Annotated in this window: 12 protein-coding genes; all 12 read left to right on the top strand. The window is 31.1% G+C overall.

Annotated features, from left to right (window positions below):
- Nucleotides 1–24 precede the first annotated feature (24 nt).
- Nucleotides 25–1,182, top strand: coding sequence for a cell division protein FtsZ (ftsZ, locus tag CD035_RS04395; protein ID WP_025904600.1), 1,158 nt, complete (start codon nt 25–27; stop codon nt 1,180–1,182).
- A gap of 59 nt (nt 1,183–1,241) precedes the next feature.
- Entirely contained in the window at nt 1,242–2,033 is a 792-nt protein-coding gene (gene pgeF, locus CD035_RS04400; RefSeq protein ID WP_048542433.1) for a peptidoglycan editing factor PgeF, read from the top strand.
- An 8-nt stretch (nt 2,034–2,041) separates the two neighbouring features.
- Complete coding sequence (locus tag CD035_RS04405; RefSeq protein ID WP_048542436.1) at nt 2,042–2,713, top strand: YggS family pyridoxal phosphate-dependent enzyme; 672 nt, start codon at nt 2,042–2,044, stop codon at nt 2,711–2,713.
- A gap of 11 nt (nt 2,714–2,724) precedes the next feature.
- Complete coding sequence (locus CD035_RS04410) at nt 2,725–3,300, top strand: cell division protein SepF (protein ID WP_025904597.1); 576 nt, start codon at nt 2,725–2,727, stop codon at nt 3,298–3,300.
- A 13-nt stretch (nt 3,301–3,313) separates the two neighbouring features.
- Nucleotides 3,314–3,610: a YggT family protein gene (locus CD035_RS04415; RefSeq protein WP_048542438.1), complete on the top strand. Its 297-nt coding sequence runs from the start codon at nt 3,314–3,316 to the stop codon at nt 3,608–3,610.
- 71 nt (nt 3,611–3,681) lie between these two features.
- Entirely contained in the window at nt 3,682–4,455 is a 774-nt protein-coding gene (locus tag CD035_RS04420) for a YlmH family RNA-binding protein (RefSeq protein WP_048542439.1), read from the top strand.
- 18 nt (nt 4,456–4,473) lie between these two features.
- The gene (locus CD035_RS04425) at nt 4,474–5,058 is read left to right on the top strand and encodes a DivIVA domain-containing protein (protein ID WP_025904594.1); all 585 of its coding nucleotides are present in this window, start codon (nt 4,474–4,476) and stop codon (nt 5,056–5,058) included.
- Nucleotides 5,059–5,259: 201 nt separating this feature from the next.
- Complete coding sequence (gene ileS / locus CD035_RS04430) at nt 5,260–8,010, top strand: isoleucine--tRNA ligase (protein ID WP_048542441.1); 2,751 nt, start codon at nt 5,260–5,262, stop codon at nt 8,008–8,010.
- A 288-nt stretch (nt 8,011–8,298) separates the two neighbouring features.
- Nucleotides 8,299–9,228 (top strand): LPXTG cell wall anchor domain-containing protein, encoded by a 930-nt coding sequence (locus CD035_RS04435; RefSeq protein ID WP_103354183.1) that lies wholly within the window; start codon nt 8,299–8,301, stop codon nt 9,226–9,228.
- A gap of 412 nt (nt 9,229–9,640) precedes the next feature.
- Nucleotides 9,641–11,695 (top strand): trypsin-like serine peptidase, encoded by a 2,055-nt coding sequence (locus CD035_RS04440; RefSeq protein WP_048542444.1) that lies wholly within the window; start codon nt 9,641–9,643, stop codon nt 11,693–11,695.
- Nucleotides 11,696–11,719: 24 nt separating this feature from the next.
- The gene (locus CD035_RS04445; protein WP_048542446.1) at nt 11,720–12,640 is read left to right on the top strand and encodes an LPXTG cell wall anchor domain-containing protein; all 921 of its coding nucleotides are present in this window, start codon (nt 11,720–11,722) and stop codon (nt 12,638–12,640) included.
- A 35-nt stretch (nt 12,641–12,675) separates the two neighbouring features.
- A partial coding sequence (locus CD035_RS04450) for a hypothetical protein (protein WP_219728644.1) occupies nt 12,676–13,200 on the top strand: 525 nt, incomplete at its 3' end.

Below are 13,200 nucleotides of genomic sequence, written 5' to 3' on the forward strand. Positions count from 1 at the left end.
TCATAAAGATTAGGAGGATAATAAATGTTAGAATTTGAGCAAGGGTTTAATCATTTAGCTACTTTAAAAGTAATTGGTGTTGGTGGTGGCGGTAATAACGCTGTTAACCGTATGATAGATCATGGAATGAACAATGTAGAATTTATTTCTATTAATACAGATGGTCAAGCTTTAAACTTATCTAAAGCTTCATCTAAAATTCAAATTGGTGAAAAATTAACACGTGGTTTAGGTGCAGGTGCAAACCCAGAAATCGGTAAAAAAGCTGCTGAAGAATCACGTGAACAAATAGAAGATGCTATTCAAGGCGCTGACATGGTATTTGTTACTGCTGGTATGGGTGGCGGAACTGGTACAGGTGCTGCACCAGTTGTTGCTAAAATCGCAAAAGAGATGGGTGCATTAACAGTTGGTGTTGTTACACGTCCATTTAGCTTTGAAGGACGTAAACGTCAAACTCAAGCTGCTGCCGGTGTAGAATCTATGAAAGCTGCAGTAGATACATTAATCGTTATTCCTAATGATCGTCTTTTAGATATCGTTGATAAGTCAACACCTATGATGGAAGCATTCAAAGAAGCAGATAATGTATTACGTCAAGGTGTACAAGGTATCTCAGACTTAATCGCTGTTTCTGGTGAAGTTAACTTAGACTTTGCTGACGTTAAGACTATTATGTCTAACCAAGGTTCAGCATTAATGGGTATCGGTGTATCTTCTGGTGAAAATAGAGCAATCGAAGCTGCTAAAAAAGCTATTTCTTCACCATTATTAGAAACTTCAATCGTTGGCGCACAAGGTGTCTTAATGAACATTACAGGTGGAGAGTCACTTTCACTATTTGAAGCTCAAGAAGCAGCAGATATTGTTCAAGATGCAGCAGACGAAGATGTTAACATGATATTTGGTACAGTTATTAACCCAGAATTACAAGACGAATTAGTTGTTACAGTAATTGCTACTGGATTTAATGACAAACCTTCTAATGCTCGTAAACCACAAGGTGGCGGTGCATTTGGTGGAACTACAGAAGAACCTGCTTCTAAAAGAGAAGAAGGAGAATCACTAGGAAGAAAAGCTTCATTTGAAAATAAATCAACAAATGAATCAACTGATGATAGTGATATTCCAAGTTTCATTCGAAATAGAGAAGATAGACGTTCTAGACGCTCTAGACGATAAATGAACTTAAAAAGTCATCAGGCTAAGTCCTGATGACTTTTTTTGTTAGGAGAGATGAAATGAAAGAGATTTTTAATCAACATAATCATTATTTATCATATGAAGCCGATGACAGAAATGATTTAACGATAGGTATTACAACTCGTCAAGGTGGTTATAGTTCATATCCAGAGAATGCTTTTAATATGGCAAGATATATCAATGACGATCCAGATAATATTTCAAAGCATCAGCAAATTTTAGCCAATGAAATCAACTTCAGTTGTGCCAATTGGGTATTTCCAATTCAAACACATGAGAATAAAGTTCGAGAAGTATCTTCAAAGGATAAAGGTACAAATATCAATGCACTAACTGAAGAACTACATGGAATAGATGGACTTTATACTTATGAATCTGATCTATTATTAACGATGTGCTTTGCAGATTGTGTACCAATCTATTTATATGATACTCAAAATGGTTATATTGGTCTTTGTCATGCTGGATGGAGAGGCACATATTCCCAAATTATTAAAGAGATGATTGAACAATATAAAGGTGACGTTTCTAATTTAAGAGTCGTTATAGGTCCATCCACATCTGACAGTTATGAAATTAACGAAGACATTTATCAAAAGTTCAAAACATTACCGATAGACTCTGAAGCATACATTGTGCAAAGAGGACAAGATCGATACGGCATAGATTTAAAACAGGCAAATGCATTACTTGCTATACATTATGGTGTTAATCCTGAACATATCGTAAAGACGAATCATTGTACGGCCAGTGAAACAGATTTATTCTTCTCATATAGGGTAGAAAAAGGACAAACTGGTAGAATGCTTGCATTTATAGGTAGAAAGTAGGTATAGATTTGAAATCAGTAAAAGAAAATTTATTAGAAATCAATTCACAAATTTGTAACAGTAGCGAAGAATCAGAATTTAATACGGCGCCTCAAGTGATTGTTGTGACAAAATATGTTACAATAGACCGAGCTAAAGAAGCTTATGAAGCTGGCTTGAAAAACTTTGGAGAAAATCGTATTGAAGGATTTTTGGAAAAGAAAAAGCATCTTCCAGATGATGCTATCATGCATTTTATTGGATCATTACAAACAAGAAAAGTAAAAGACATCATTAATGAAATTGATTATTTACATGCATTAGATAGATTAAAATTAGCTAAAGAAATTGAAAAACGTGCAGAACATGTTGTAAAATGCTTTGTTCAAGTGAATGTTTCGGGAGAAGAATCAAAACATGGTATGTCGCCTGATGATGTTATCCCATTTATTCAAGAGCTTAAGGATTTTAAACATATTGAAATAGTTGGTTTAATGACTATGGCACCATTAACTGAAGACAAAATAAAATTAAGACAATATTTTAACCAACTAAGATTATTGAAAGAGAAAGTACAATCCTTAAACTTATCATATGCACCTTGCACTGAATTATCTATGGGCATGAGCAATGATTTTAATGAAGCAATATTAGAAGGTGCTTCTTATATAAGAATTGGTACAAAATTAGTTGGCGAATAGGAGTGTAAATTATGGCAATTAAAGATGTATTTAAAGGCTTTTTCGTAGTTGATGAAGAAGAAGAAGTATACGAAGAGCCACAAAGAGAACAAACGAAAGCACCACAACAAGAATCATCAATACAAGAACAAAAACCAAAACAACAATCTTTAAAAAGTGTACCAACACAAAAATCAAATACTACTAGATACCAATCACAACGTTCTCGTGATTTCAAAAAACCTGAAAGGAAAGAGGCTATGACTGAGAAACGTACAAATTCATCTCAAACGAATGTCGTTAGTATGAGCGGGAATATGGATTTTGCGCAAAGTTCAAAAATGTGCTTATTTGAACCAAGAGTATTTTCAGATACACAGGATATCGCTGATGAACTTAAAAATAGACGTACAACATTAGTGAACTTACAACGCATTGACAAAGTATCAGCTAAAAGAATTATAGACTTCTTGAGCGGTACTGTTTATGCAATTGGTGGAGATATAAGACGCGTGGGAACAGACATCTTCTTATGTACACCTGATAATGTTGAAGTAGCAGGATCAATTACTGAGCAATTAGAACAAGTTGAACCTTACCAAGAATAGAGGAAATTAAGATATGGATAGTGGACTATTAAGTACGATATTAGGCTTTGTATTATTCGTCGTTAAAATTTATCAATATGGTATGATCGTTTATTTCCTTACATCATGGTTACCAGGCGTTAGGGAAGGCGCATTTGGACAATTTTTAGGGAAAATATATGAACCGTTTTTAGAACCATTTAGAAGAATTATCCCACCATTAGGTATGTTAGACATATCATCAATCGTGGCATTTATAACGTTAAGTTTATTCTATGTTGGTTTAGTCAATATATTTAATATGATTGTACCTGTAATGCCAATATTATAATTAAACGATAAATGACAGTAGGGTGAGACGTAATGTCACATCCTATTTTTTATTGAATTAGAGGTGTCAAAATGGATATATATCAACACTTTAGAAAAGAAGAAAAAGAGATTATTGATTTATTTTTAAATAGATGTGAAGTTGCTGAACGAAATTACCAACCAGTGCTTACAGAATTTCTAGACCCTAGAGAACAATTTATTTTACAAACAATCGTGGGTGGCTTCGATGATTTGAATGTACATTACTTTGGTGGGAATGAAGAATCAGAAAGAAAACGTGCAATAGTTGCACCTGATTATTTTGTGCCTACTGAAGAGGATTATGAGATGGTGCTTATTGAACTTACTTATCCTTCAAAATTTGTTAAATTGACGCATCGTAATGTATTAGGTACGATCATGTCGCTTGGGATTGATAGAAATCAACTAGGGGATATTATTGTTAATGACCGTATACAGTTTGTTTTGACAAAGAGATTTGAATCGTATATTATGATGGAATTAACAAAGATTAAAGGTGCAGGAATCAAATTGAGTTCTATTCCATTCCAAAATATGATACAATCAAGTGAGAATTGGCAGACACATGACGCAACTGTAAGTGCATTAAGATTGGATGTAATCATTAAACACCTTACAAATACGAGTAGAACAATTAGTAAGAAATTGATTGAAAGTAAACGCGTTAAAGTCAATCATAGAGAAATCGAACAAGTAGACTTTATAGTCGAAGAAAATGATTTGATTTCTATTAAAGGATATGGACGTGCGATGATCATTCAAAATAATGGAACTTCAAAAAAAGGCAAGATAAGAATAGCTTATCGAACATTGTTTAAATAGTGCTGAGGAGGAAAACTTATGGCATTTACCCCAGAGGAAATCAAACAAAAAGAATTTAGTAGAGTTCATAAAGGATTAGATGAAACTGAAGTACGTGGATATCTACAAACTTTAAGTGATGAAATTGAAAAATTAAAATCAGATAAAGCGCATTTGCAAAGTATTATAGATGATAAAGAAGAGAATATTAGTCGATTCAAAGCAGTCGAAAATACAATCTCTGACGTATTATTACAAGCGCAAAAAACAAGTGAAGAAACGAAACATACTGCTGTTTTAAAAGCAGATGCTATTATTAAAGAAGCAGAAGGACGTTCTGATCAAATCGTTAATGATGCACTTCAAAAAGCGCGTCATATCAGTTTCCAAACTGAAGATATGAAACGTCAATCAAAAGTCTTTCGTTCACGTTTCCGCATGTTAGTTGAAGCGCAATTAGATTTATTGAAAAATGAAGATTGGGATTATTTACTGAACTATGATGTCGATCAACAAAAAGTTACTGAAGAAAATATTGACATTTTGAACAAAGAAGAAGAAAATAATCAAGAACAGATAAATAATCAAGCAGTTAAAAGTGAAGAGGACAAGTCTGAAGAATAAACGAATTGAAAAGCGAGTTAGGGATAGTGAGAGCCTAATAAATTCATTTCTTTAGGTATCACCTGTTTGCGAATAAGATATATGTTTAATGAGTGAACTCTAAGTTGAGTTAATAAGGGTGGTACCGCGATGTATGTCGTCCCTATTATTTCAGCTTAGAGTTTTTTTATATTATTTTTATTAAGAAGGAGATTAAGACTTATGGATTACAAAGATACGTTACTTATGCCTAAAACAAGTTTTCCAATGAGAGGTGGTTTACCAAATAAAGAACCACAAATTCAAGAAGAGTGGAAAGAGAAAGATTTATACAATAAAATTTTAGAAAAAAATAAAGGTAATACACCATTTATACTTCATGATGGTCCTCCATATGCTAATGGTAATTTACACATGGGTCACGCTTTAAATAAAATTTTAAAAGATATCATCGTTAGACAAAAAGCAATGTCTGGATATTATGCACCATACGTGCCAGGTTGGGATACACATGGTTTACCAATCGAGCAAGCTTTAACAAACAAAGGTGTTAAAAGAAAAGAAATGTCAGTTGCTGAATTCAGAGAAAAATGTAAAGAATTTGCATTAGAACAAATTGAATTACAAAAAGCTGATTTTAGACGTTTAGGTGTAAACGGTGATTGGGATAATCCATATATTACGTTAAAACCTGAGTTTGAAGCGGCGCAAATTAGAGTATTCGGTGAAATGGCTGCTAAAGGTTTAATCTATAAAGGTAAAAAACCAGTTTACTGGTCTCCTTCAAGTGAATCTTCATTAGCTGAAGCTGAAATTGAATACCAAGATAAAAAATCACCTTCAATCTATGTAGCATTTAATGTAGTAGATGGTAAAGGTGTTGTAGATGAAGATGCAGCATTTATTATTTGGACAACAACTCCATGGACAATTCCATCAAACTTAGCAATTGCTGTTAATCCTAAATTGAACTACGTACAAGTAAATATAGAAGGCAAAAAATACGTTGTTGCCCAAGCACTTCTTGATTCGGTATGTGAAGCGTTAGACTGGGATAAAGAAACAATTACAATTGATAAAGAATTCAGTGGAGCTGAATTAGAATATGCAACAGCGCAACATCCATTTATCGATCGTACTTCATTATTAATTTTAGGTGACCACGTTACAACTGATGCAGGTACAGGTTGTGTTCATACAGCACCAGGTCATGGTGAAGATGACTATATCGTAGGTCAAAAATATGGTCTTGGTGTGCTAAGTCCAATTAATGATAAAGGTGTTTTCACTGAAGAAGCAGGAGAATTTGAAGGTCTATTCTATGATAAAGCTAATAAAAATATCACAGAAAAATTAGACGAAGTTGGCGCATTATTAAAACTTACATTCTTCAAACACTCATATCCACATGACTGGAGAACTAAAAAACCAGTTATTTTCAGAGCTACTGAACAATGGTTCGCTTCAATCAGTAAAGTAAGACAAGATATTTTAGATGCAATTGATGATACGAAGTTTAAAATCGATTGGGGTAAAACACGTCTTTACAATATGATCAGAGATAGAGGAGAATGGGTAATCTCTCGTCAAAGAGTATGGGGTGTACCTCTACCAGTCTTCTACGCTGAAAATGGCGATATTATCATGACTGAAGAAACAATTAATCATGTTGCAAATCTATTCGAGCAACACGGTTCAAATATTTGGTTTGAAAGAGAAGCGAAAGACTTATTACCAGAAGGCTTCACACATGAAGGTAGCCCAAATGGTGAATTCACTAAAGAAACAGATATTATGGACGTATGGTTCGATTCAGGTTCAACACATAGAGGTGTGTTAGAAACACGTCCAGAATTATCATACCCAGCTGATATTTATTTAGAAGGTAGTGACCAATACAGAGGTTGGTTTAACTCTTCAATCACAACATCTGTAGCAACTAAAGGTATCTCACCATACAAAATGTTACTTTCTCACGGTTTTGTAATGGACGGAGAAGGTAAGAAAATGAGTAAATCATTAGGTAACGTAATCGTTCCTGATAAAATTGTTAAACAAATGGGTGCTGATATCGCAAGATTATGGGTAAGTAGTGTAGACTACTTAGCTGACGTACGTATCTCAAACGACATCTTAAAACAAACTTCTGATGTATATCGTAAAATTAGAAATACATTCCGTTTCTTATTAGGTAATGTGAATGATTTTAATCCAGCAACAGATAGTGTGAAATATGAAGATATGCTTGAAATCGATCAATATATGCACAATAGATTAAATCAATTTATTGGCCGTACATTATCTCACTATGAAGCATTCGACTATCTAGATATTTATCAAGATATTCAAAACTTCATTAATGTAGAATTAAGTAACTTCTACTTAGACTACGGTAAAGATATCCTTTATATCGAACAAGTAGATTCATTAAAACGTCGCAGTATGCAAACAGTGCTTTATGAAACATTAGTTAAATTAACTAAAATCTTAGCACCAATTATTCCACATACAGCTGATGAAATTTGGGGACATATTCCACATGTTGAAGAAGAAAGTGTTCATTTAACAAATATGCCAAACCCACATGAAGTTGATACAGAATTAGTGGAAAAATGGTCTAAACTGATGAAATTAAGAGACGATGTTAACAGAGCATTAGAAGTTGCACGTAATGAAAAAGTAATCGGTAAATCATTAGAAGCACACATCATATTATCAAATTCAGAAGACTTTGATACAGTTGAATTCTTAAGTCAATTCCAAGACTTACAACAACTCTTCATTGTATCTAAAGTAGATGTCGTTGATGAATTAACAGACGGTGAAGAATATGAATATGTGAAAGTTAAAGTGAAACACGCTGACGGAGAAAAATGTCAACGCTGTTGGAACTATTCAGACGAACTAGGTTCAGTAGGCGAATTAGATAACCTATGCCCACGCTGTCAAACAGTTGTTAAAACTTTAGTATAAAATAATCAATCATAAAACGAACTCACGAGATAAAAATCTCGTGAGTTTTTTTGTAGAAAAAAGTATATCTAACGCATTTTATATCTGGCATAATTTAATACAATAAATGTAAAAAATATATTGAATGGTAAAAATTTACATTGTATAATATCCTTAATTAATCTGAGGTATAAATTTCTTCAATAAAGATAAAGTATAGGTGATAAAAAAATAAACCAAAATATAAGAAAGTTATATGAAGGTTAAAAATTTAAAATACTATATTTGTATTCAAAAGGGGAGAAGTTTATGTTAAAGAAAATACTTTTATCAACATTGTTATGTACAACAGTAACAACACCTTTAATAGGTAAAGTTAATGCAGAAGAAATGAAACAAGACAAACCTGTGAAGTATGTGTTTAAATCTGGTGGGAAAGCTAGTCCTATTTATATTAATTCTGATGGATCTATGACTATACCAGAAGAAACTGAATTAGAGGTCGTCGCACCAAAACCTAATGATTATTATTTATATAAAGATGGAGTTGAAACAAAGGAAGTTAATCCTAAATATAATCATATAACAAATCAACGAGAATATATGAATTTTTATATATCAAAAGGTCGAACTGCTGATTTATTCGTTGGAGAGCACCCTAGACCATTAGATGGTGTAACGTTTATTCCTAAGTCTGATAAAACTTCTGATGATAACAATGTAAATAATCCAAAAGATGAACCTAAATCTAATCAAACTGAGCCTAATCAAAACAATACTGATAATAAATCTAAGTCAGACCAACCAAAACAAGATGTTCCTGCTAAAGTAGAACAACCGGCTAAAGTTGATAAAAAATCAAATAGTCAGGGTAATGTAATTGATAAGAAGGATGCTACTGATCAAAATAAATCTGATACAAATAAAGATAATAAAGCTGTAGCTAATAATAAATCTAATGATCAAAATAAAGTAGCAGTGAATAATCAAAAGTCTGAACCTCAATCTTCTGATGTTTCTAAAAAAGTTGATGTGAAAAAAGAAGATAATAATAAAGATGTAAAGACTAAGAGTACTGATAGTAAAGCTAAAGCTGCAGATAATAAATCAGATAAACAACAAAAAGAATTACCTAAAACGGGTGAAAGTGAAAATACATTATTCCGTACTTTGTTATTTACTTGTGTAGTTATATTATTATTAGGTATTCATAGATTAAAGCGAAAAGCTAACATTTAATATATAAGCGACTCACGAGATAGAAATCTCGTGAGTTTTTTTGTGGAAAAAAGTATGTCTAACGCATTTTATATCAGGCATTATTTAATATGAAATATGTAAAAAAATGTGTTGATAGGTAAAAATTTACATTGTATAATATCCTTAATTAATCTGAGGTATAAATTTCTTCAATATAGATAAAATATAGGCGATAAAAAAATAAACCGAAATATAAGAAAGTTATATGAAGGTTAAAAATTGAAGAGGAGTGATAATTTAATTTTAAGTTACAAGAGAATCATAATGATGGTTTAACTCATCATTTTACGTTTATTTTATTAAATTAGCTTTGCTCTATTATGTTTACCCTAATATTAGATTGAAATTTTTTTGATTTTATTTTCTGAATATTATGGAAAAGAGGTGTATGATGAAGAAGTTTATTTTATTAATCACATTTTTGTTTTTAATCAACATCTCAATAATTAGTAATCAAGCCTTTGCAGAAGAAAATAAACAATCAGATAAACCAGTTTCTGAAAGTAATTTAAATGAAAGTAATATCTCAAATATTGATATTGCTAAATATGAAAACGAAGACTTACTTACTAATTTAGTAACAGATAATAGTTCAAATGAGGATGTTGAAGATATTAATAGTGAAGAATCAAATTCTAATTCAGATGCCATATTAGAGGAATCTGAAAAAATTAATGTTAATGATACAGTTAACAATGAAAATAATAAGGATAATTCAGAAAAACAAAATACTCAATCAGAAAATAATACAAATGAAAAAGCTAATTTAGAATCTGAAAAAGATGTAGAGTCAACAGATAAAAATGTAATAAGAGAAGGAGATATTAATGATGAAAGTAGTACTTTACCAGTTGAAAAACTAGATGGTAATCAAGGTGAATCTATAATTGGTCCTGATGATAGAAAATTAGTGAAAGATATTAGTATAGCACCAAATAAATCCATAGTTCATATAAAAACATTTATTAAGGACAATATACTTTATAAGCATGGAACTGGATTTTTAATAGACGACTACGCTGTTTTAACTGCAGCACATGTAATTACAAGTGATATTAAAGATGCTCCAATTAATAAAATAATAGTAGAGGCAGGATATAAAGACAAAATAGCAACACTTGGTATTACTAGAGTTATAAAAACATATATAACACCGGAATGGCTGAAATTGAAGAATTCAAATTATGATATGGCTTTATTAATTCTAGAACGGCCGTTAGGTAAAGAGTTAGGTAAGCTAAATTTAAATAACAAAGTTTCTTTAGGAGAATTTATATATACGTCTGGTTATCCAGGAGTTAAAAATAAAAGTATTAAGATAGGTAATCAATATTATAGCTCTGGTAAAATTACTAAGATTACTAATTTTAAAGTGTATTATGATACTGATACTGAGGGTGGACAAAGTGGTAGTCCGGTGTTTAATAGTGATAATCGCGTGATTGCTATTCACACTAGAGGATTTGATAAGAATGACACTTATAAATATAATTCTGGTGTGATGCTTTCTACTAGTAAAATAGCAACACTTATGGTATGGAGTAGGGAATTAAAAATTAAAAATTACGATAAAGTTATATTTGTAAATAAAAATGATGCGAAAATATGGAAAGACCTTAACTTAAATGAGCTAGCTTTTGAAAATCAAGATGTAAAAGGAAAAATCTATAGAGCTCAAACTGTATATACTGATTCAACAGGTGGAAAGTATATATTGATTAAGGATAAAGATCACCAATTTGTAGGCTTTATAAATATCGATGATACTACTGAAATAAAACCAATTTACACAGATAAAGTAGTTCAGTTAAAAAAGGAAAATATAAAGCTTTATAGAAATTTATTTGGGGATTTACAGACTGATAAGAAGTTATCTTTTAGTAGATATTATAAGATAAAAGAAATATATAATTTACCAAATAATCTAACTTTATATACATTATGTGATGGGAATGGTAAGTGGATAGGAAGTGTAAATAAGAATGATGTAAGAGAAACTATTTTTGAGCCTTATGATGAACGTGTTGAGATTATAAAAAATAATTATACAGTATGGGGTAACTTCTTTGGTAAAGAAAATTTAAATACTAAATCGATGTATCATAAAGTTTATAATGCAAAAGGTATATACAAAGACAATAATAACAATACTTATATTAAAATTTATGACAGTAATGACAAATATTTAGGAATATTGAATATAAATGCTACTAAGAAAGTTATACCTCAAAGTTTCAATAAAGATGTAAAAATTATAAGTACTAAATATAATTTTTATCATTTCTTATTCGATAGAGTAAGAAACCAATCACAGAATTATATAAACAAAAAACTACACTCTAAATGTTTATATAAATTAAGTAACGGAAGAATTTACTACTCATTATATGATAATAAAGACAAATGGATAGGTTATATTGAGAAGGAAGCAGTAAAAGTACTATAAATATTTAAGTGAGGAGTGAAAATTATGTTAAAGAAAATATTACTATCAACATTAATATGTACAACACTTTCTACACCAGTTATTGGTAAAGTAAATGCAGAAGAAGTGAAACAAGACAAACCAGTTAAATATGTGTTTAAATCTGGTGGAAAAGAGAGTCCGATTTATGTGAATTCTGATGCTTCAATGACTATACCTGAAGATGTAATACTAGAAGTTTACGTTGAAATGCCAAGTGATTTTTATGTTGTAAAAAATGGTGTACAAACTAATGAAGTTAATCCAAAGTATAAACATATATGGGATCAATGGGCGTACTATGATTTTTATGCATCGAAAGGTCGAACAGCTGACCTATTTGTAGGTGAACATCCTAGACCATTAGATGGTGTAACATTTGTTCCTAAGTCTGATAAAACTTCTGATGATAAAAAAGCAGATGCCCCAAAAGATGAACCTAAATCTGATCAACAGAATAATCAAACAGAACCTAATAAAAACACTACTGACAATAAATCTAAGACAGATCAACCAAAACAAGATGTTCCTGCTAAAGTAGAACAACCGGCTAAAGATAATGTGAAAGTTGATAAAAAGTCTGATAGTCAAAGTAATGTAGCTGTTAAAGATAAAGATAATAAACCTGTAGCTAATAATAAATCTGATGATCAAAATATAGTGGCAGTGAATAATCAAAAGTCTGAACCTCAATCTTCTGATGTTTCTAAAAAAGTTGATGTGAAAAAAGAAGATAATAATAAAGATGTAAAGGCTAAGAGTACTGATAGTAAAGCTAAAGCTGCAGATAATAAATCAGATAAACAACAAAAAGAATTACCTAAGACGGGTGAAAGTGAAAATCCATGGATACAAGTAGGATTATTATCATTAGTTGGCTTATCATTAATTGGCCTTTATACAATAAATCGTAAATCAAAAGCATAATTTTCTTAGTTATGAATAATTAAGGGGAGAAGTTTATGTTAAAGAAAATCTTATTATCAACATTAATATGTACAACACTAACTACACCAGTTATTGGTAAAGTTAATGCAGAAGAAGTGAAACAAGATAAACCAGTTAAATATGTGTTTAAATCTGGTGGAGATGCTAGTCCTATTTATATTGATTCTGATGGATCAATGACTATACCTGAAAAAGAAATATTAGAAGTTTTCATTGAGAGACCTAGTGATTATTATGTTGTTAAAAATGGGGTTAAAACATATGAAGTTACTCCAAAGTATAAACATATAAAGGATCAATGGGCATACTATGATTTTTATGTATCAAAAGGTCGAACAGCTGACCTATTTGTAGGTGAACATCCAAGACCATTAGATGGTGTAACATTTGTTCCTAAGTCTGATAATACATCTGATAATCAAAAAGCAGATGACCAAAAAGATGAACCTAAATCTGATCAACCAAAAGATCAACCAGAACCTAATAAAAACACTACTGACAATCAGTCTACATCAGACCAACCAAAACAAGATGTTCCT

This window comes from Mammaliicoccus sciuri (genome assembly GCF_002901825.1).
Taxonomy (GTDB): Bacteria; Bacillota; Bacilli; order Staphylococcales; family Staphylococcaceae; genus Mammaliicoccus; species Mammaliicoccus sciuri.

Coding starts and splice junctions, on each gene's coding strand:
- CD035_RS04435 (WP_103354183.1), top strand. CDS start 8,299: ATGTTAAAGAAAATACTTTTATCAACATTGTTATGTACAACAGTAACA.
- CD035_RS04425 (WP_025904594.1), top strand. CDS start 4,474: ATGGCATTTACCCCAGAGGAAATCAAACAAAAAGAATTTAGTAGAGTT.
- ftsZ (WP_025904600.1), top strand. CDS start 25: ATGTTAGAATTTGAGCAAGGGTTTAATCATTTAGCTACTTTAAAAGTA.
- CD035_RS04445 (WP_048542446.1), top strand. CDS start 11,720: ATGTTAAAGAAAATATTACTATCAACATTAATATGTACAACACTTTCT.
- CD035_RS04420 (WP_048542439.1), top strand. CDS start 3,682: ATGGATATATATCAACACTTTAGAAAAGAAGAAAAAGAGATTATTGAT.
- CD035_RS04410 (WP_025904597.1), top strand. CDS start 2,725: ATGGCAATTAAAGATGTATTTAAAGGCTTTTTCGTAGTTGATGAAGAA.
- pgeF (WP_048542433.1), top strand. CDS start 1,242: ATGAAAGAGATTTTTAATCAACATAATCATTATTTATCATATGAAGCC.
- CD035_RS04415 (WP_048542438.1), top strand. CDS start 3,314: ATGGATAGTGGACTATTAAGTACGATATTAGGCTTTGTATTATTCGTC.
- ileS (WP_048542441.1), top strand. CDS start 5,260: ATGGATTACAAAGATACGTTACTTATGCCTAAAACAAGTTTTCCAATG.
- CD035_RS04440 (WP_048542444.1), top strand. CDS start 9,641: ATGAAGAAGTTTATTTTATTAATCACATTTTTGTTTTTAATCAACATC.